General features: G+C 69.0%; 19 protein-coding genes. 16 read left to right on the plus strand and 3 right to left on the minus strand.

All coding sequences use genetic code 11. The features are described 5' to 3' along the window. Positions 1–77 precede the first annotated feature (77 nt). Both PQI66_RS06315 and PQI66_RS06320 read right to left on the minus strand, forming a co-directional pair. Positions 78–962, minus strand: coding sequence for an LmeA family phospholipid-binding protein (locus PQI66_RS06315; protein ID WP_339996862.1), 885 nt, complete (start codon positions 960–962; stop codon positions 78–80). 75 nt (positions 963–1,037) lie between these two features. Beyond that, positions 1,038–1,535: a DUF2505 domain-containing protein gene (locus PQI66_RS06320; protein WP_339996863.1), complete on the minus strand. Its 498-nt coding sequence runs from the start codon at positions 1,533–1,535 to the stop codon at positions 1,038–1,040. A gap of 77 nt (positions 1,536–1,612) precedes the next feature. Here PQI66_RS06320 and PQI66_RS06325 point away from each other — a divergent pair, with 77 nt between their 5' ends. From PQI66_RS06325 to PQI66_RS06350, 6 genes are all read left to right on the plus strand, one after another. Continuing rightward, the gene (locus tag PQI66_RS06325; protein ID WP_339997649.1) at positions 1,613–2,764 is read left to right on the plus strand and encodes a UDP-N-acetylmuramate dehydrogenase; all 1,152 of its coding nucleotides are present in this window, start codon (positions 1,613–1,615) and stop codon (positions 2,762–2,764) included. Between the two features lie 25 nt (positions 2,765–2,789). After that, complete coding sequence (gene mshA, locus PQI66_RS06330) at positions 2,790–4,166, plus strand: D-inositol-3-phosphate glycosyltransferase (RefSeq protein ID WP_339996864.1); 1,377 nt, start codon at positions 2,790–2,792, stop codon at positions 4,164–4,166. A 10-nt stretch (positions 4,167–4,176) separates the two neighbouring features. Then, a complete protein-coding gene (locus PQI66_RS06335) occupies positions 4,177–4,737 on the plus strand; it encodes a YbjN domain-containing protein (protein ID WP_339996866.1) in 561 nt (186 codons plus the stop codon). Between the two features lie 177 nt (positions 4,738–4,914). Then, the gene (locus tag PQI66_RS06340) at positions 4,915–5,670 is read left to right on the plus strand and encodes a phosphoglyceromutase (protein ID WP_339996867.1); all 756 of its coding nucleotides are present in this window, start codon (positions 4,915–4,917) and stop codon (positions 5,668–5,670) included. Positions 5,671–5,700: 30 nt separating this feature from the next. Further along, positions 5,701–6,933 (plus strand): sensor histidine kinase, encoded by a 1,233-nt coding sequence (locus PQI66_RS06345; RefSeq protein ID WP_339996868.1) that lies wholly within the window; start codon positions 5,701–5,703, stop codon positions 6,931–6,933. 144 nt (positions 6,934–7,077) lie between these two features. Beyond that, positions 7,078–7,785: a response regulator transcription factor gene (locus PQI66_RS06350; protein ID WP_339996869.1), complete on the plus strand. Its 708-nt coding sequence runs from the start codon at positions 7,078–7,080 to the stop codon at positions 7,783–7,785. 45 nt (positions 7,786–7,830) lie between these two features. Here the strand turns inward: PQI66_RS06350 and PQI66_RS06355 are convergent, their stop codons facing one another. Then, positions 7,831–8,754: a hypothetical protein gene (locus PQI66_RS06355; protein WP_339996871.1), complete on the minus strand. Its 924-nt coding sequence runs from the start codon at positions 8,752–8,754 to the stop codon at positions 7,831–7,833. A gap of 33 nt (positions 8,755–8,787) precedes the next feature. Here PQI66_RS06355 and PQI66_RS06360 point away from each other — a divergent pair, with 33 nt between their 5' ends. From PQI66_RS06360 to hemB, 10 genes are all read left to right on the plus strand, one after another. After that, positions 8,788–9,756 carry a Ppx/GppA phosphatase family protein gene (locus PQI66_RS06360; protein WP_339996872.1) on the plus strand — a complete coding sequence of 323 codons (969 nt, stop codon included), beginning with the start codon at positions 8,788–8,790 and terminating at the stop codon, positions 9,754–9,756. 219 nt (positions 9,757–9,975) lie between these two features. Beyond that, positions 9,976–10,938: a hypothetical protein gene (locus PQI66_RS06365; protein WP_339996873.1), complete on the plus strand. Its 963-nt coding sequence runs from the start codon at positions 9,976–9,978 to the stop codon at positions 10,936–10,938. A 100-nt stretch (positions 10,939–11,038) separates the two neighbouring features. Continuing rightward, complete coding sequence (gene proC / locus PQI66_RS06370) at positions 11,039–11,869, plus strand: pyrroline-5-carboxylate reductase (protein WP_339996875.1); 831 nt, start codon at positions 11,039–11,041, stop codon at positions 11,867–11,869. A 267-nt stretch (positions 11,870–12,136) separates the two neighbouring features. Further along, on the plus strand, positions 12,137–12,337 hold the full coding sequence (locus PQI66_RS06375) for a helix-turn-helix domain-containing protein (RefSeq protein WP_038546114.1): 201 nt from the start codon (positions 12,137–12,139) through the stop codon (positions 12,335–12,337). Between the two features lie 269 nt (positions 12,338–12,606). Then, positions 12,607–12,708, plus strand: coding sequence for a 30S ribosomal protein bS22 (locus PQI66_RS06380; RefSeq protein ID WP_003855542.1), 102 nt, complete (start codon positions 12,607–12,609; stop codon positions 12,706–12,708). A 118-nt stretch (positions 12,709–12,826) separates the two neighbouring features. Beyond that, positions 12,827–13,123, plus strand: a complete 297-nt coding sequence (locus tag PQI66_RS06385; RefSeq protein WP_339996878.1) for a glutaredoxin family protein — start codon at positions 12,827–12,829, stop codon at positions 13,121–13,123. Between the two features lie 168 nt (positions 13,124–13,291). Continuing rightward, positions 13,292–14,761 (plus strand): glutamyl-tRNA reductase, encoded by a 1,470-nt coding sequence (locus tag PQI66_RS06390; RefSeq protein WP_339997651.1) that lies wholly within the window; start codon positions 13,292–13,294, stop codon positions 14,759–14,761. Then, positions 14,758–15,747: a hydroxymethylbilane synthase gene (gene hemC, locus PQI66_RS06395; RefSeq protein WP_339996880.1), complete on the plus strand. Its 990-nt coding sequence runs from the start codon at positions 14,758–14,760 to the stop codon at positions 15,745–15,747. The genes PQI66_RS06390 and hemC overlap by 4 nt, the downstream gene beginning before the upstream one ends. A 118-nt stretch (positions 15,748–15,865) precedes the next feature. Continuing rightward, on the plus strand, positions 15,866–17,728 hold the full coding sequence (locus tag PQI66_RS06400; RefSeq protein WP_339996881.1) for a uroporphyrinogen-III synthase: 1,863 nt from the start codon (positions 15,866–15,868) through the stop codon (positions 17,726–17,728). A gap of 32 nt (positions 17,729–17,760) precedes the next feature. After that, entirely contained in the window at positions 17,761–18,765 is a 1,005-nt protein-coding gene (gene hemB, locus PQI66_RS06405) for a porphobilinogen synthase (protein ID WP_339996882.1), read from the plus strand. Positions 18,766–18,790: the final 25 nt, after the last annotated feature.

The following is an 18,790-nucleotide window of genomic DNA, read 5'->3' on the forward strand; positions in this document are numbered from 1 at the left end:
GGCTGAGCCCGGGCCCCGTCGGAAACTCTGACGGGGCCCGGGCTCAGGCGTGTGGTGGCGGAGAGGGGGCGGGGTGTCTAGGCGGCGCTGCCGTCGCCTGTCGTCCGGTCCTCGGTGAAGCTGGAGGTGCTGCTGGAGACCTGGTCGAGGCTCACGTCGGTGCCGTGGAGTGTCACTGACAGGCCGTCCCCGGTGATCCGGGCGTCCTGGATCTGCAGTCCGTCAACATCGTTGACCGTCTGCTGCAGCGAGTCGGTGAGGGAGGCGACCATCGACTCCGGCAGGTCCATGCCGAGGATCCGGAGGTTGTCGACGGTGAAGTTCAGTGCACCGTCCTCGACGACCGGGGACATGCTCAGCGTCGCCAGGCCGCCGGTGATCTCCAGGTCCATGGTGTCGTTGTCGGTGTTCATGGTCACACCGGTGACTTCGATGAGGCCTTCGAGCAGGCCACCTGCGTCGCCGTCACCCCCGTCGGTGCCGGTACCCCCCTCTGCCTGGGACTTCTGGATCTCGGCGAGGAGGAACTCCGGCGGCAGTGTGGTGTCCACGTCGATCTCGCTGACCGTGGGGTTGTCGGTGTCTGTGGACATGTCCCTGGCGTTGATGGTCAGCGCCGGCTGCCCGGAGACCACGGGCCGGGACTTGTCGGAGTCCTCGTAGGTGACGTTCAGGCTGGAGGGGATCGACGCCTCGAAGGACGGGATCTTCCCCTGGACGAGTCCGAGGAGCAGCGGAGAGGCGCCGAAGCTGACGGAGGGGTCCTCGGGAAGTTCGGCGCCGCTCTCCTGGGAGGTCGAGCGGATCTCGTCGACCACGGTGTTCTTGGCGTAGGCCCGGAGGCCGAATTCAGCGACGGCGACCAACAGGACGAGAACGACGACCAGGCCGAGGAGGATCTTCCATCCGCGTCCTGGTCGTCTCGTGCCGGCGGGTTTTCCGGTGTTGTTTGAGTTGCTCACCGGACCAGTGTGAACCATCACCGGCCGTCGGCGCCAGGGATCTGCCGATAATCCGCAGGGCCCTGGTTCCGGGGATCAGAGGTTTTCTTTGATCCAGGTGTCGATGAGGGTGTTCTCGTTGTTGAGGATGTCCCGCACGGCGTCGGCGACCTTGGGCTCGATGACCGGGCCGACCATCGGGATGGTGACGTCGATGTCGGCTTCGGCGGACAGGGTGGTGGAGTCACCGTCGCCGGTGAGGGTGAGCTCGGCGCCGAACTTCACCGGCGCGCCCTTTACCTCGGCGCGCATGTCACCGTTGACGACGCCGTCCTGCTCGGCGCCGAAGGTGACGGTGCGCTTGAGCTTCAGGTTCTGGGAGACCATGGAGCGTACGGCCTCGGGGAGGGCGTCGGTCGGCAGGACCTCGAACAGGACGACCTCGATCGGGTCGGCGGAGAAGGAGTTGACCTCGCCGGGAACCTCGGAGATGTTCTGGGCCTCGTACTCCCAGTACTCCTTGGAGCTCAGCGCGGAGAGGACCTTGTCGAGCGGGTGATTGACGGTCGTTGAAGACTCGATGTGTGTTGTCATGCAGAAAGGCTAACATCATAAGTGTGCAGTGTCCTGATTTTAGATTCCGTTCGCGAACAATTGCTTCGACCTCCGCAATCGTCCCTGGTCTCCTGACCCGCAGCGACGTTGAGACCTCCCCGAGGAGCTTCGCCGAGATGACGACCCTGCGGGTGGGGGGCTCGCCCGCGGTGGCGCTGTCGTGCCATTCCGCGGAGGCGGTCGCGGAGGTCGTCGGCGCCCTGGATCAGGAGGACGTTCCCCTGCTGGTCGTGGGGGGCGGATCCAACCTCGTGGTCGGTGACGATGTCTCCGGGCTCGTCGCCGTCGTCCTCGACGGCAGTGACCGGGGAGGCGATGACGGCGGCCAGGTGGAGATCGACAGGGACACCGGCGTGGTCCGGGCCTTCGCCGGGGTGGTCTGGGACGATCTCGTCGCCGCCACGGTCGCCGCCGGGCTCGGCGGACTGGAATGCCTCTCGGGGATCCCCGGCTCCGTCGGTGCGACACCGGTGCAGAACGTCGGTGCGTACGGTGCGGAGGTGTCCCAGACACTGCACCGCGTCCAGTTGTTCGACCGGCCGACGGCCACGACGTCCTGGGTGTCCCCGGAGTCCCTGGACCTGGCGTACCGGTACTCCAACCTGAAGTTCACCTCGCGGGCGGTCGTCACCGCCGTGGAGTTCCAGCTGTCCACGGATGGTCTGAGTGCCCCACTGCGCTTCGGGGAACTCGCCCGACGCCTCGGCGTCGCGGCTGATGACGCCGGGCAGGGCGGCGACGTCCGACGCCCCGTCGCAGAGGTCCGCGACATGGTCCTGGAGCTGCGACGGGGCAAGGGCATGGTTCTCGACGCCGATGACCACGACACCTGGTCGGCCGGCTCGTTCTTCACCAACCCCGTCGTCGAGGGTACCGTGGCAGACGAGGTGCAGCGCACCGTCACCTCGACGCGGGGCGCGCAGGACGCCGCGGCGATGCCACGGTTCGCCGGCGGCGACGGGAGGGAGAAGCTGTCCGCGGCGTGGCTCATCGAGCGCGCCGGGTTCGCCCGGGGATGGCACGTCCCCGGAAACGACCGGGCGGGACTGTCGAGCAAGCACACCCTGGCGTTGACCAACCGGGGGTCGGCCACCTCAGCGGACATCGTCGAGCTGGCACGTGCCGTGCGCGACGGGGTCCGCGACGCCTTCGGAGTCGACCTGGTCCCCGAACCGGTGTGGATCGGGGTCACGCTCGACGGGGAGTGACACCCGGCGCGTAATCTGGGACGCTATGCGCGTCGCCATGATCTCCATGCACACCTCCCCGCTGGAGCAACCCGGAATCGGGGATGCCGGGGGGATGAACGTCTACGTCCGTAACGTCGCCGAGCACCTCGCCTCCCACGGGGTCGAGGTGGACGTGTTCACCCGTGCCACCCGCGCCTCCCAGGGGGAGGTCGTCGACGTCGCACCGGGGCTGCGGGTCATCAACTGCATCGCCGGACCGTTCGAGGGGTTGCCGAAGGAGTCCTTGCCGACACAGCTCGCCGCCTTCACCGGGTCGGTACTCTCCTTCGTGAGGAGGGAGGCGGGGCGCGAGCAGGCCGCCCCCGACCGCACCGGGGCCGGGCACTACGACCTGATCCACAGTCACTACTGGCTCTCCGGGCAGGTCGGATGGTTGTTGCGTGACCTGTGGGGAGTCCCGCTGGTACACACCGCCCACACCTGGGCGGCGGTGAAGAACCTCGGCCTCGCGGAAGGAGACACCCCGGAGCCGGAGTCGCGGCGTATCTGCGAGCAGCAGATCGTCGACAACGCCGACCGCATCATCGTCAACACCCAGGACGAGGCGGACGCGCTGGTCGCCGCCTACGACGCGGAGGTCGCCGACCTCGCCGTCGTGTCCCCCGGGGTGGACGTCGACCGGTTCACCCCGGGTTCAGACCGCGCCACGGAGCGTGCCCGACGTGAACTGGGGATCCCGCTGCGCGCGAAGGTCATCGCGTTCATCGGACGCCTGCAGATGCTCAAGGGACCGCACATCCTGCTGCGGGCCGCCGCCGACCTGATCCGTCGTCACCCCGAGCAGAACATCCGGGTGGTCATCTGCGGCGGACCGTCCGGTACAGGGATGGAACGCCCCGACGAACTCCACGACCTCGCCGCGGAGCTGGGTGTGGCGGGGTACGTCCGTTTCCTGTCGCCGCGTCCGCCCGAGGAACTGGTGAGCGTGTACCAGGCCGCCGACATCATCGCGGTGCCGAGCTACAACGAGTCCTTCGGCCTGGTGGCGCTGGAGGCCCAGGCGGCCGGTACCCCGGTCGTCGCGGCCCGTGTCGGTGGTCTGCCGTTGACGGTGACCGAGGGGGAGAGCGGACTGCTCGTCGACGGGCACGACCCGGTCGACTGGGCCCGCGCACTGGAATCCCTGGTCGTCGATGACGACCTGCGCAACTCCATGTCGGACGTCGCCCCCTCGCATGCCGCCGCGTACTCCTGGGACGTCACCGTGGACCGGATGACGGCCGAGTACCGTGACCTCGTCGACCGGTGGCGTGCGCACGGGTGTTCGGAGCCGGACGTCGCCCTGACCTCGCTGGCGTCCCGGGACCCCAGCGGTACCGCAGGTTCCGTTGCCGGTACAGGGAGCGTCACCGGCGGGTAGATTCGACGCCATGGAACTACAGCAGCTGACTGCCATCCTGGACTCCGCCGAGGTCGACTACGAGATCTCCAACGAGGTCGCCGTCGTCGTCCTGCCCGGCGAGCGGCGCCTGAAGACCAACACCCTGTTCATCCCGCAGGACGGCATGTTCCGCGTCGAGGCGTTCGTGTGCCGCGCGGTGGAGGAGGCCCACGCCGAGGTCTACCGCCTGCTGCTGCAGCACAACCGCAAGGCCTACGGCGTGCACTACACCCTCGACAACAACAACGACATCTACCTCGCCGGCCAGTTCCCGGACACCACCACCGCCGAGGACGTCCAGCGCATCCTGGGCCAGGTGCTGGAGCTGGCGGACGGGGACTTCAACCACATCCTCGAACTCGGCTTCGAGACCTCGATCCGGCGAGAGTGGGAGTGGCGGATCGACCGCGGTGAGTCGACCCGTAACCTTGAGGCGTTCCAGCGTCTGCGCCCCGGGTACGGGGACGAGCGCGCCGCCGAGCGGGCAGGACGCGCCGACGGGGAAGGTTCGGTGCCGCCGGTGCCGCCGAGTGCTCCGTCCTCGTCGTAGGCGCCGTCGTGAGGCGTGCCGGTGTCGTCTGAGTCACCGCCCAGGTCAGGAATCGGCCGTTTCCTGACCTGGGCGGTGACTCAGACGACCGGGGTGGGTCTCTGTCGGGGGACCCCGTGCACTCCGTCCCGGCGGCTGCCCTGTGCGACGCCCGGGATCATGGCAGAATAAGGCACCATGAGCGACAACAACCACGGCACACTGATCCTCCTCCGCCACGGGCAGAGCGAATGGAACGCATCCAACCAGTTCACCGGCTGGGTCGACGTCGACCTCACCGACCAGGGGCGGGACGAAGCCGTCCGCGGCGGGAAGATGATCGCCGACGCCGGCCTCGAACCCACCGTCCTATACACCTCGCTGCTGCGCCGTGCGATCACGACCGCCAACCTCGCCCTCGACGCCGCTGACCGGCACTGGATCCCGGTCGTGCGCGACTGGCGTCTCAACGAACGCCACTACGGTGCGCTGCAGGGACTGAACAAGGCGGAGACCAAGGAGAAGTACGGCGAGGACCAGTTCATGGCCTGGCGTCGCAGCTACGACACCCCGCCGCCGGAGCTCGAGGACGGCACCGAGTACTCGCAGTCGGGAGACCCCCGCTACGCCGACCTCGCCGAGGTCCCGAAGACCGAGTGCCTGCTCGACGTCGTCAAGCGCTTCGTCCCCTACTACGAGACCTCGATCCTGCCCCGTCTGGAGGCCGGTGAGACCGTGGTCGTCGCCGCCCACGGCAATTCGCTGCGCGCCCTGGTCAAGCATCTCGACAAGATCTCCGACGAGGACATCGCCGGACTCAACATCCCCACCGGCATTCCGCTGGTCTACCGCTTCGACGACAAGGGTACGGTGCTGAACCCCGGTGGCGAGTACCTCGACCCGGAGGCCGCCGAGGCCGGTGCCGCCGCTGTCGCCGCACAGGGCGGCAAGTAGGGCCACGGACGGTCGACAGGACGTCAGGACGTGACAACCTCGCCCTTCCTGGTGATGTCCGGGGGCATTCTGGTCGGCCTGCTGGTCGGGATCACCGTCACGGTGCTCGTGACGGCGGCCCGGCGTCGCGCGGAACGTCGTGAGGACGAACGGATCCGACGGGAGACCCAGCACAACCGGGTGTCGACGATCGCGCAGGTGATGCACTTCGCCCTGGAGTCCTCGCCGCTGGGGGTCGCGGTCGTCGACCTGCGCGAGGACCTGGTGTTCACCAACCGCAGTGTCCACGAGCTCGGGGTGGTGGAGGGCCGCCACCTGGTGCCGGAGGTGTACCGCCTGGCCCAGCGGGTCTTCGACGACGGCGAGCCCCGCGACGGTGTCCTGCATCCGGGTAGTGCGGCGGTGGGGCCGGTCTTCTCGGTGGCGGTCACCGTCCAGCGGCTCGCCGCCGTCGACGACCGGTTCGTGGTCGTCTACGCCACCGACAACTCGGAGAGCGTCCGGATGGAGGCGGCCCGACGGGACTTCGTGGCCAACGTCTCCCACGAGCTGAAGACCCCCGTCGGGGCGATCTCCCTGCTGGTCGAGACGATGCTGGAGGCCCGCGACGACCCCGACACCGTGGAGTACTTCGGCACGAAGCTCCACGCCGAGACCCGGCGGATGTCCACGATGATCTCCGAACTGATCGGGCTGTCGAAGCTGCAGGGGGCGGAGTCGCTGCCGGACCCGCAGCCGGTGAGCGTCGACCGGGTCATCGAGAAGGCGGTGGAGCGTTCGCGTGTCGCCGCCGAAGTCGAGAACATCGACCTGGTCACCGACGCCCCCGGCGGCGCCTGGCTCACCGGGGACGAGGAGCTCCTGGTCACCGCGGTGAGCAACCTCGTTGCCAATGCCATCAACTACTCGCCGGACGACACCCCGGTCAGCATCAGCCGTGCCGTGCGGGGACGTTCCGTGGTCATCCGCGTGACCGACCGCGGGATCGGCATCGCGCCGGAGGAGCAGCAGCGCGTCTTCGAGCGGTTCTTCCGCGTGGACAAGGCCCGCTCCCGTGCCACCGGCGGCACCGGGCTGGGCCTCGCCGTGGTCAAACACACGGTGATCAACCACGGCGGCAACGTCTCCCTCTGGTCGCAACCGGGGACGGGGTCGACCTTCTCCCTCGAGTTCCCGGTCCTCGACCTGGCGGAGGTGCCGGCGGAGAACGTGCCCGACCAGGCACGCTTCACTGCCGCCGATCTCCTGCCTGACCGGGAGTGACGGCGAGCCGTGGTTGTTCACCCGGCGGGACCGGCGCCCGGAGTTTACAATGACGTCGTCCGGAGGCAGTCTCCCGGCAACGTTCGTCCATTCGCCCCCGGCCGGCACACGGCCGACGTTCCTACGTGAGGACCAGATTCCCCCATGTCCAGTGACCGTCCCACCGTCCTGCTCGTCGAGGACGAGGAATCACTCGCTGAACCGTTGTCCTTCCTCCTGCAGAAGGAGGGTTTCGGGGTGTACACCGCCCCCGACGGGCCCACGGCCCTGGCCCTGTTCGACGCCCACGGCATCGACCTGGTGCTGCTGGACGTGATGCTGCCCGGCATGTCCGGGACGGAGGTCTGCACCCAACTGCGGGCCGTGTCCTCCGTCCCGGTGATCATGGTGACCGCCCGTGACAGCGAGATCGACAAGGTCGTCGGCCTGGAGATCGGGGCGGACGACTACGTGACCAAGCCCTACTCCGCCCGGGAACTCATCGCCCGGATCCGTGCGGTGCTCCGGCGCGGCGGCGACGCCGGCGTCGACGACGGCGAAGGCGACGACGGTCTGGTGCTCAGGACCCCGCGGGTGGTGTTGGACGTCGAGCGCCACACGGTGACGGTCGACGGGACCACGGTGTCCCTGCCGCTCAAGGAGTTCGACCTGCTGGAGTACCTGATGCGCAATGAGGGGAGGGTGCTGACCCGCGGCCAGTTGATCGACCGGGTGTGGGGGATCGACTACGTCGGGGACACCAAGACCCTTGACGTGCACGTGAAGAGGTTGCGCTCGAAGATCGAGGAGACTCCCTCGTCCCCGTCGCTGCTGGTGACCGTGCGGGGGCTCGGGTACAAGTTCGAGGGGTGACGGCAGACCCGGTCCACCGGGTGGTCGGGACTCACCCCCGGGACGTCACTTCTCCCGGGCCGCCGCGGCCGCGGTGGCGGGGTGGATCGACAACAACGGGAATCCGGACGGGGAGAAGCGTGCGGTCTCCTCGCGTTGACGGCAGTGCGAGGCGACCACCTCGTAGGCGTCCGCGCCGATGAGCTCACGCAGCTCCTCGGCGTGGGTGGACCAGAGGGACTCCCCGCCGGTGTGGCACCCCGGGTCGGACGTGCAGTACCAGTCGAAGTCTTCGCCGCCTCCGCCCCATCCGCGCCGGGTGTACTCGGTGACGGTGGTGCGCAGCACCTGCACCCCGTCGGGCCGGGTCTCCCAGTCCTCGAGACGACGCAGCGGCAGCTGCCAGCACACCTCGGGTTTCGCGACGGTGAGGGCGACGTCGTTCTTCAGCGCCCAGCCGTGCAGTGCGCACCCTGCACCGCCCGGGTGGTCGGAGCGGTTGGCGAAGACGCAGGCACCGTCGTGCACGCGGGTCTTCAGCGCAGGTTCGGGGTCGCCGGAGTCGGTGTCGTCCCCGTCCAACTCGTCCCACACCAGCCAGGGTTCTGTGTCCCCGTCCCCGTTCCCGCCGTCGTCGTCCATGACCAGTGGTCTGAGCTGCCAGTCGTCGTCGGTCAGGTGGGGGACGATCTCGGCGAGGGCACCGCGGTCGTCGTCGTCGGTGAGGAACGCGCCGTGCACGCAGCAGCCGACGTCAGGGTGTTCGGCGTCGATACCGTGGCAGGCGTCGGTGCCGAATCTGCACCGGTAGGTCGACAGCAGCCACGTAAGATCGACGGACACGACGTGCTCGGAATCCGCCGGATCGGTGAACTCCAGGTACTCGCGCGGATGGTCGGCGGGGGTTTCCTGCCCTGAACGCACCGCGAGGTCGGCCGGTGTGTCTGCCGGGTAGCCGCTGGTGATGTCGGAAAGAACAGAATGTGTCACGGTGGATACCGTAGACCGGATAGGGTGGAAACCGTGCGACTAGGTGTCTTGGATGTGGGAAGTAACACGGTCCACCTCGTGGTGGTGGACATGGCTCCGGGTGGTCCGCCGACCCCGATGAGCAACTGGAAGACGCCGATGCGTCTCGTCGAGTACCTCGACGACGAGGGCGCCATCAACCCGAAAGGTGTCCGCAAGCTGATCAAGGGGGTCGGTCTCGCCGCGGAGATGTCCGAGCAGTTCCACTGCGAGGAGATGCTGCCGTTCGCCACCTCGGCGCTGCGCTCGGCGACGAACTCCGAGGCGGTGCTGGACCAGGTCGAGGAGGAGACGGGGGTCCGGTTGCGGATCCTGTCGGGGACGGCGGAGGCGGAGCTGACGTTCCTCGCGGTCCGGCGGTGGTTCGGCTGGTCTGCCGGACGAATCTGCGACCTCGACATCGGCGGTGGGTCGTTGGAGATGTCGGTGGGGGTGAACGAGCTGCCGGACGTCGCGTTGTCGGTGAATCTCGGGGCGGGGCGTCTGACGCATGACTGGTTCCGGACCGATCCGCCGAGTCGCAAGGAGATCAAGGCGCTGGCCGCGCACATCGACGAGACGTTGGAAGCCCCGGTGGCGCAGCTGAAGGAGGCGGGCCCGGTGGATCTGGCTGTCGGGACGTCGAAGACCTTCCGCATGCTGGCCCGTCTCACCGGTGCAGCACCGTCCTCCGCGGGGCCGCGGGTCCGTCGGGTGCTCACGCGTCCGGGCGTCCGGCAGCTGACGTCGTTCATCTCCCGGATGACGGCGGCGGACCGGGCGGAGCTCGAGGGTGTCTCGGTGGACCGGTCGGCCCAGGTGGTCGCCGGTGCGCTCGTGGCGGAGTCGACGATGCGGCACCTCGGTATCGAGCAGCTGCAGTTGTGCCCCTGGGCCTTGCGTGAAGGGGTGATCCTGCGCCGCGCTGATGCGGCGGACGCGGCGGATTTCGATCCGAACGTCGATTTCGACCGGATGGACTGACGCGGGTTCCCCGGCGAATTACACTGGTGGATAAGCGTTTCTCGCCGGATACGCGGGAGCGTTGATCCACCGATGTGGGCTGTACACGTGATAACTGTAAACTGTCACCTGATAATTGAGGCATGTGTGTGTCGGGCGTCGGTAACGTGAGGCGGCCACCGCGGTGTCTCGTGCCCGCCGCCCGGTCCGGCGGGAGATGACCGATGATGGGAACGACGGATGAGTGAGAAGCTGACTGTTGCGGAGCTGATGGCCCGCAACGCCCAGGACGGGGCTCGACGAGCCGACCGTCCTCGGCGTCGACGCAACCTCGAGGACGGCGGGGTCTCGGTCTCCGAACTGACCGGTTCGATCCCCGTCGTCAGCGACGAGGACATCGACAACGACGGTGCTGATGCCGCGGAGGGCGCTGACGCCACTGGTGTCACTGGTGCCGCTGAGGCTGCATCATCCGCTGGGGGAGCTTCCGCTTCTGTCGGTGCGCCGGCGGCGGACCGCCACCCGTACCGTGGCGGGCATGTCCTCGACAGTGCCCCTGCGGCACCCGTCGCCCCCGGGACATCCGGCGTCCGGGACGACGACGGCGACGAGGCCGCCGCCGGCACCGGTGTCTCTGACACTGTCGTCGCCGCGGACGTGGTTGACGGGGAGGTCGTCGACAGCACCGGCACGGAAACTGACGCCAGCGACGAGGCACCGGCGACGACCGTGCTGCCGCGTGTGCAGCCGACCGGTGCCCGGTCGGACGTCGAACACGGCGCTGACGGTGATGACGGTGATGACGGTGCTGACGTCGCTGATGATGGTGACGGCGCCGCCGGTCCTGCCGTCGCGGCAACTGAGGGGGAACCGGCTGTCGCCGGCGCGACCGGGGACACCGCCGAGGCGGATGCTGACGCGGACAAGATCATCGAGTACGAGGATGACGCGATCTCGTGGCCGGCGTTGCTGGGGCAGACCGCACTCGCTGTCGTCGTCGGTGTCGTCATCTTCTTCGGCTTCACCCTGCTGTGGGACAAGCTCGGGACCGCTCTGGTCCTGATCATGGCCGGCATCGTGACGCTGGTGTGTGTCGGCGTGGTCCATGCGCTGCTGCGCCACCGGCACACGCTGGTGCTGATCCTGGCATTTATCGTGGGTCTGGTCATCACCCTGGGGCCACGGCTGATCATGTCGATCTGATCTCCCCGTCCGGCTGACGGGGCGGTCGGCGGGGGCGGTCGACGGGGACGGGGGCGAGGTGAGGTGGCGGCGATCACCCTCGCATGGCACGCTGGTGCGCATGACTCGTATTGCATTTATCGGTGGAGGAAATATCGGTGAGGCCCTCATCTCGGGCCTCGTGAGCGGCGACTCGTCGTCCGACAAGCCTGACGTGGTCGTCTTCGACCCGAGCGCGAAGCGACTGGACTTCCTCCGTGAGAAGTACGGCATCAGCGGTGCGGACGATGCCGCCACCGCCGCCTCTGAGGCGGATTTCGTGGTCATCGCGGTCAAGCCCCACATCGTCGTCTCCGTCCTGGAGGACATCTCCTCCACCCTCGACGGCAATGACGCCGAGACCGTGGTCGTCTCCGTCGCCGCGGGTGTCAGCCTGGCGACCATGGAGGGTGCACTGGCCGCCGGCGTGCCGGCCGTGCGCGTCATGCCCAACACCCCGATGCTCGTCGGTAAGGGCATGAGTGCCGTCGCCGGGGGACGGTTCACCTCGGACGAGCAGGTCGAGGCGGTCAAGGAGCTCTTCGCCACCGTCGGCCAGGCCGTCGCGGTCGCCGAGAAGGACATCGACGCCGTCACCGCCGTCTCCGGTTCCGGTCCCGCCTACATCTTCATGGTCGCTGAGGCGATGACGGACGCGGGGGTGCAGCTCGGACTGACCCGCCCGGTCGCCCAGCAGCTCGCCGTCGCCACGATCGAGGGCGCGGCGACGATGATGGCCCAGGGTGACACGAACCCGGTGGACCTGCGTGCCAACGTCACGAGCCCGGGTGGGACCACGGCGGCGGCGACCCGCGGCCTCGAGGAGAACGGTCTCCGGACCGCCTTCTTCCGCGCGATGCAGGCCTGTGTCGACCGTTCGGTGGAACTGGGTCGCCCGTCCGGCGACAACTGACTCCTGACCCTCCCGGCCCGGCGATGTCCGCCGGTGCCGCTTCCCCCGTCCGGGGGTGCCGGGTCCGTCCCGCCGTCACCTCCGTCCCTCAAGTCACAACCGTGTCACCAGTGTCTCCTGTCTCCTGGATCGTCAGCCGTGATCTTTTGTCATTCGCGTCGCAATATTCTCAGGAATAACGATAGGATGGTGCCAGCGCCCGACGTGTCGAAGTTCTGCAGGAGGGGAAGCCTGCAGCGCGTGCGTGCGTCGTAAGGATTGGAAAATATGGCAAACAATGACAGTGGTACGTTCCTGACGGTCGCCGAGGTCGCCGAGCTGATGCGGGTGTCCAAGATGACCGTCTACCGGCTGGTTCACTCCGGTGAGCTGCCGGCGGTACGGGTCGGACGCTCCTTCCGTGTGCATGAGCAGGCGGTGGAGGAGTACCTGGGCGCCTCGATCTACGAGGCCGGCCAGACCGGCTAGTGCTTTTCTCCGTGCCCGGCGACGGGTACGGTCCCGGGTCGCTCTGACCTGTGGGCCCCTTTTCTCCACCGGCGGTGAGCTGGTCGAGAGGAGGGGTCTTTTGCTGTGGCAACGGTGTGCCGGGTAAACTGGTCGGCATTCGTGTCGGATCGGTCCCGATCGGTGAGGTTCCCCTGCCGTTTGCCGTCCGCCCGCGGTGCCACGGGTACCGTGCGGGAACCGACCAGCAGCATGATCCTTAACCGAAGACCAACCACGAGGGAGGACCCATGGGTTCTGTCATCAAGAAGCGTCGTAAGCGCATGTCGAAGAAGAAGCACCGCAAGATGCTTCGCCGTACCCGCGTCCAGCGGCGGAAACTCGGCAAATAAGCCGCTGCGAGCCAGAGCGCGGTCCCGACCTCCTGTACCGGACGTCGGGGCCGCGCTCTGTCGTGTGCGGTCCCACCGGAGTACACCGCGGCGCGGGGGACTACTAGTCTGGACCCCCATGGACCATGGATCGCAGACTCCGCCCGCCGTGCTCGCCGCCCCCGTCGTGACACTCATGGTCAGGGCGACATGCGGGTCGTGCACCCGCGTCCGCGCGCAGATCACGCCGGTCTGCGCCGAGCACGGTGCATCGTTGCAGGTCGTCGACGTGGACACCGACGGGGCGTCGGCCGTCGAGTTCGGGGACCGGGTCCCGGTCGTCCTCGTGGACGACGAGGAGATCGCGTGCTGGGAGATCGACGACGAGGACCTCGTCGACGCACTGGTGTCGGCCCGACGCGGAACCGGTGCTTAACCGGGGGTCGGTCACAGCGGTCTCCGGTGCTTTTGTTATCGGGGGGCATAAGGGGATACCGTAGGTACCTGGTACCGCATGACGGCGTCGACCACCGGTCACCGGTGGGCGCAGGACGCCGTGGCGGAAAAAGTGACCACTGACGATTTCGCGGGAGGCTGTGCAGCCATGGCAGGACTCGGGATCACCGGACCGGCAGCCGTCCTCCTGGTCGGGTTGTCTTTCCGGTCGGCACCTGTGCCGGTTCTCGAGAAGACCTCCGTCTCGCCGGACGAGCTGAACCGGCTGGAGCGCGACCTCGTCGGTGGGGACTGCGTCACCGAGGCGTTGATCCTCTCGACGTGCAACCGCATGGAGTTCTACGTCGCGACCTCGGCGTTCCACCCGGCCCTGGACCACGTGGTCGAGACCATCGCGGCGCATGCGCAGATGGACGCCATCGATCTCGAGCCCTACCTGTACGTCCGCTACGCCGACGCGGCGGCCGAGCACATGCTCACCGTCGCCGCCGGGCTGGACTCGATGGTCGTCGGCGAACAGCAGGTCATCGGCCAGCTGCGCAACGCCTACACCTCGGCCTCGGACAACGGTGTGGTCGGCACGACACTGCACGACCTCTCGCAGCGTGCGCTGCGCACCGGCAAACGGGTCCACACCGAGACGAGTGTCGACGAGGCGGGGTCCTCGATGGTGAGTTTCGCCCTGGACCACGCGCTCGCCGAGCTGGGGGTCCGTGACATGTCGGGACGGGACGCCGTGGTCGTCGGCGCCGGGGCGATGGCCTCGCTGGCGTCGACCTACCTCGGCCGGTCGGGTGTCCGCCATGTCACCGTGGTGAACCGGACGGTGTCGCGTGCGGAGAACCTGGCGGCGCACGCCCGGGAGGCCGGCGTCGACGCCGACGCCGTCGGCCTGCCCGGTCTGCAGGACGCCCTGCGTGGCGCGGACCTCGTCGTCTCCGCCACCGGGGCCGTCGGCACCGTGCTCGGGCCGGACGACGTTGCCGTGGCACAGGCGGACCATGAGCGCCGGATGGTGCTGGTCGACCTGTCGATGCCGCGCGACATCGACGACGAGGTCGTCGGTGTCGCCGACGTGCGACTGCTCAACATCGAGGAGCTCACCGCGCTCGCCGGCGACGGTGCCCGTGACGAGTCCGCCGCCCGCGACATCGTGGCCACCGAACTCGCCGAGTACCTCGAGCAGGTGCGAGTCCAGTCCGTCGTGCCGACGGTGAAGGCCCTTCGGCGCCGCGCCGCGGACGTCGTCGACGACGAACTCGGTCAGCTGGTGCGCCGGACGCCGGGCATGGGCGACGACGACCGCGCCGAGGTCGCCCGCACCGTGCGCCGCGTCGTGGACAAGCTCCTGCACGCCCCGACTGTCCAGGTCAAGAAGCTGAGCACCCAGGAGGGGGCGGTCAACTACGCCGAGGCGTTGGCCACCCTGTTCAACCTGCCGGCGGGCACGACATCGGTGGTCTCCCAGGCGATTGAGCCGGGCGACGCCGGCAAGGCCCGGATCGGCAACGTCCTGTCCCCGACGCAGGGAACCCCGGACGTCGCTGGCCCACAGAGCGCATTCGCCGATATCGCCGACAGCCCAGACGTGATCGGCAGCACCGAGGAGGCCTCGTGAGCACTGACACTGCCGAGCCGCGTAACCTCCTCGTCGGCACGCGGGCCAGCAACCTGGCCCGCACCCAGGCCGGTACCGTGCGCGACGCCCTGACCGGCGTCCTGCACGCCATGTTCGCCGACGCCGCGGGGGTGGCGAAGCTCCACTTCGTCCACACCCCCGGCGACGCCTCGCAGAAGGCGCAGACCCCGGTCAACCGTATCGGCGTCGGGGTCTTCACCGAGACCCTGCGCAACGCCCTGGCCACGGGGGAGTGCGACGTCGCCGTCCACTCGTTCAAGGACCTGCCGACCGCCCCCGACGACCGGTTCGTCAGCATCGTGCCGCCGCGGGTCGACCCGCGCGAGGTACTCGTCAGCACCGACGGGGTGGCACTGCGCGACCTGCCCGTCGGAGCCCGGATCGGTACCGGCGCCCCGCGACGGGTGTCACAGATCCGCGCCCTGCGCCCCGACCTCGAGGTCTGCCCGTTGCGCGGCAACATCGACACGCGCATGGGCCGGGTCGCCGACGGGGACCTCGATGCGGTGGTCCTGGCACGCGCCGGCCTCGAGCGCGTCGGCGTGCTCGACCGGGCCTCCGAGACCGTGTCCGTGGAGGACATCCTGCCGGCGCCCGCCCAGGGTGCGTTGTGCGTGGAGGTCCGGGCGGATGACGAGGAGGCCGTCGCCGCCGTCCTCGGACTCGACGATCCCGTCTCGCACGCCACCGCCGTCGCTGAACGCGCCGTCCTCGCTGAACTGCAGGCCGGCTGCACCGCACCCGTCGGGGCGTGGTCCTCCTACTCGGACGGCACACTGACCCTCCGCGGCGGCGTCTTCGCCCTCGACGGGTCACGGCAGCTGCTGCGCGAGCGCTCCGTCGACCTGGAGATACCCGGGGAGCCGTGGCTGCCTGCCGCCGTGGACCTCGGCCGTGCAGTCGGTCGTGACCTCATCGACGGCGGGGCCGCCGGGATCATCACCGACATCATCGGTGCCCGTTGACCTGGTATTGACCGGTCTGCCGCACCGCATCCTCCGCGGCCCGGCCACGTCGCCTCCGGTGACGTTCCGGTTGCCCCCTGCCCCAGCACTGCCTGACCTACCTGAGAAAGTCTCCTCGATGACCACTGCCGGAAGTCCCCAGACGGGTCCCGTGACCAGCCCCGCAACCAGTCCCCTGACTGGCCGTGGACGCGTTCTGTTCGTCGGCGCCGGGCCCGGAAACCCGGAACTGCTGACGGTCCGTGCCCGCGAGATCCTCGAAAACACCGCCCATGTGTGGGTCGACCCTGCCGTCACCGGATCCGTGCGCGCCATCATCGCCGATGCGCTGCCCGTCCCGGAGGACAAGCGTGCCGCCGCCGAGAAGGAGTGGGAGGCCGAGCTCGACGCGGCGAAGGCCGCCGGTGCCCGCCGTCGGCCGCGCCGTCCTGCGGAGGTCACCGCGGCCGAGGTCGTCCTCGCCGCGCCCCACACGACCGAGGCCGTCGCCGCCCACACCGCCGCCGTGGAGGCGGCCCGTGAGGCTGAGGCCGGTGGGTACACCATCTACCCGGACTCCCCGGACCCCGACGACATCCGTCCGGTGGAGGCCGCAGACGTCGCCCACGCGATGGTCGACCACGTCCGCCACGGCCACAGTGTGGTCCGCCTCGTCGCCGGCAACCCGGTGAGCAACCCGGCGGTGCTCATGGAACTCCAGGAGGTCGCCGCCCTCGGCGTGGAGTTCGAGGTCGTCCCCGGCATGACCGGCGCCTCGGCCCTGCCCGCCTACACCGGCATCGCCACCGGTGACGGGTACACCGCCGTCGACCTGAAGTCGGACGCGACGGCGGAGACCGACTGGGACGGTATCGCCGCGGCACCGAAACCGCTGATCCTCACGGCCGGACCGTCCGACCTGCCGGTGATCACCGCCGAGCTCAAGCGCCGTGACGTCGCCGGGAACACCCCGGTGACGGTCACCACGCACGCCACGACCCGACGTCAGCGCTCGTACGACGTCACCCTCGACACCCTCAAGTCCGTCGTCGCGGCCTCCGGCCCGCTGGCGAAGGACGGCGAGATGCCGCAGGAGCTCGTGGTCACGGTGGGTACGCAGGCCAGCCGACGCAGCAAGTACTCCTGGTGGGAGAACCGTGCGCTGTACGGGTGGACGGTCCTGGTGCCCCGGGCGAAGGACCAGGCCGGCCCGATGAGCGCCCGGTTGGCCTCCCACGGTGCGATCCCGATCGAGGTCCCGACCATCTCCGTGGAACCGCCGCGGAGCCCCGCCCAGATGGAGCGGGCGATCAAGGGACTGGTCGACGGCCGGTACCACTGGATTGTCTTCACCTCCGTCAACGCGGTCAAGGCCGTGTGGGAGAAGCTCGCCGAGTTCGGGCTGGACGCCCGGGCGTTGGCCGGCGTGCGCGTCGCCGCCGTGGGCGCGAAGACCGCCCAGGCCGTTCGTGACCTGGGTATCTCCCCGGAGCTGCTGCCGAAGGCCAACGCCCGCAACGCCTCGGGTCTGGTGGACGTCTTCCCGGCCTACGACGAGGACCTCGACCCGGTCGACCGGGTGCTGCTGCCGCGTGCCGACATTGCCACGGACACCCTGGTCGACGGACTCGTCGACCTGGGCTGGTCGGTGGAGGACGTCGTCGCCTACCGCACCGTGCGTGCCGCGCCGCCCAGCCAGGAGGTCCGCGACATGATCAAGTCCGGCGGATTCGACGCGGTGTGCTTCACCTCCTCGTCCACGGTGAAGAACCTGGTCGGCATCGCCGGCAAGCCCCACAACCGCACGATCATCGCCTGCATCGGCCCGATGGCCGCGCAGACGGCCCGCGAGCACGGGCTGCGCGTGGACGTGCAGCCCGAGGTCGCCGGCGTGGCGGAACTGGTGGACGCCCTGGCGCACCACGTCGCCGAGCTGCGCGCCGCCGGACAGCTCCCGCCGCCGCGTAAGCGACGCCGTCGGCGTCGTCCCACCGCCCAGTAACGCGCCGGAGGCCGCGGCGTACCATCGGCCCCATGACTGATGACGCCCACCTCGTCCGCCGCCCCCGCCGCCTGCGCACCACACCGGCGATGCGCAACTTCGTCGCCGAGACCCACCTGGAACCCAACCAGCTGGTGCTGCCGATGTTCATCGCCGACGGGCTGGACAACCCGAAGGACATCTCCGCGATGCCGGGTGTCCAGCAGCACACCGAGTCCTCACTGCTGCGGGCGGCCGAGGCGGCGCTGAACGCCGGTGTCGGTTCGGTCGACCTGTTCGGTGTGCCGACCCCGGAGTCGAAGGACGCGACCGGGTCCCAGGCCTGGGCGCCCGACGGCGTCCTCAACCGCGGCCTGTCCGCGCTACGCCGCGAGTTCGGTGACGACCTGATCGTCATGGCCGACACCTGCCTCGACGAGTTCACCGACCACGGTCACTGTGGTGTGCTCACCGAGGACCGCTTCGGCACCACCGTGATCGACAATGACGCGACCCTGCCGCTGTACGCGCGTATGGCCGTCGCGCAGGCGGAGTCCGGTGCGCACGTCGTCAGCCCGTCGGGCATGATGGACGGTCAGATCGCCGTGATCCGGCGCGCGCTGGACGAGGCGGACTTCCAGGACGTCTCGATCCTGGCGTACTCCGCGAAGTACGCCGGCGCCTTCTACGGGCCCTTCCGCGAGGCGGTCGGTTCCTCGCTGCAGGGCGACCGCAAGACCTACCAGCAGGACCCGCGCAACGCCCGGGAGTCACTCATGGAGGTCGACCTCGACATCGCCGAAGGCGCGGACATGGTGATGGTGAAGCCGGCGATGCCGCACCTGGACATCCTGCGCCAGGTCGCCGACATCTCCACCGTGCCCGTCGCCGCCTACCAGGTGTCGGGGGAGTACTCGATGATCACCGCCGCCGCCCAGAACGGGTGGATCGACCGGGAGGCGGCGATCATGGACTCGCTGACCGGCATCCGACGGGCCGGGGCGGACATCATCCTGACGTACTGGGCCACGGAAGCCGCCCACCTCCTGCGCGGCTGACCTCCGGTTGGCTAAGCTGGTCGAC

This window comes from Corynebacterium sp. USCH3 (assembly GCF_037619475.1).
In the GTDB taxonomy this organism is placed as follows: domain Bacteria; phylum Actinomycetota; class Actinomycetes; order Mycobacteriales; family Mycobacteriaceae; genus Corynebacterium.

Excerpts from the sequence above, each read along its gene's own strand:
- PQI66_RS06320 (WP_339996863.1), bottom strand. The coding sequence starts at position 1,535 with ATGACAACACACATCGAGTCTTCAACGACCGTCAATCACCCGCTCGAC.
- mshA (WP_339996864.1), top strand. The coding sequence starts at position 2,790 with ATGCGCGTCGCCATGATCTCCATGCACACCTCCCCGCTGGAGCAACCC.
- PQI66_RS06335 (WP_339996866.1), top strand. The coding sequence starts at position 4,177 with ATGGAACTACAGCAGCTGACTGCCATCCTGGACTCCGCCGAGGTCGAC.
- PQI66_RS06340 (WP_339996867.1), top strand. The coding sequence starts at position 4,915 with ATGAGCGACAACAACCACGGCACACTGATCCTCCTCCGCCACGGGCAG.
- PQI66_RS06350 (WP_339996869.1), top strand. The coding sequence starts at position 7,078 with ATGTCCAGTGACCGTCCCACCGTCCTGCTCGTCGAGGACGAGGAATCA.
- PQI66_RS06365 (WP_339996873.1), top strand. The coding sequence starts at position 9,976 with ATGAGTGAGAAGCTGACTGTTGCGGAGCTGATGGCCCGCAACGCCCAG.
- proC (WP_339996875.1), top strand. The coding sequence starts at position 11,039 with ATGACTCGTATTGCATTTATCGGTGGAGGAAATATCGGTGAGGCCCTC.
- PQI66_RS06375 (WP_038546114.1), top strand. The coding sequence starts at position 12,137 with ATGGCAAACAATGACAGTGGTACGTTCCTGACGGTCGCCGAGGTCGCC.
- PQI66_RS06380 (WP_003855542.1), top strand. The coding sequence starts at position 12,607 with ATGGGTTCTGTCATCAAGAAGCGTCGTAAGCGCATGTCGAAGAAGAAG.
- PQI66_RS06385 (WP_339996878.1), top strand. The coding sequence starts at position 12,827 with ATGGACCATGGATCGCAGACTCCGCCCGCCGTGCTCGCCGCCCCCGTC.
- PQI66_RS06390 (WP_339997651.1), top strand. The coding sequence starts at position 13,292 with ATGGCAGGACTCGGGATCACCGGACCGGCAGCCGTCCTCCTGGTCGGG.
- PQI66_RS06400 (WP_339996881.1), top strand. The coding sequence starts at position 15,866 with ATGACCACTGCCGGAAGTCCCCAGACGGGTCCCGTGACCAGCCCCGCA.
- hemB (WP_339996882.1), top strand. The coding sequence starts at position 17,761 with ATGACTGATGACGCCCACCTCGTCCGCCGCCCCCGCCGCCTGCGCACC.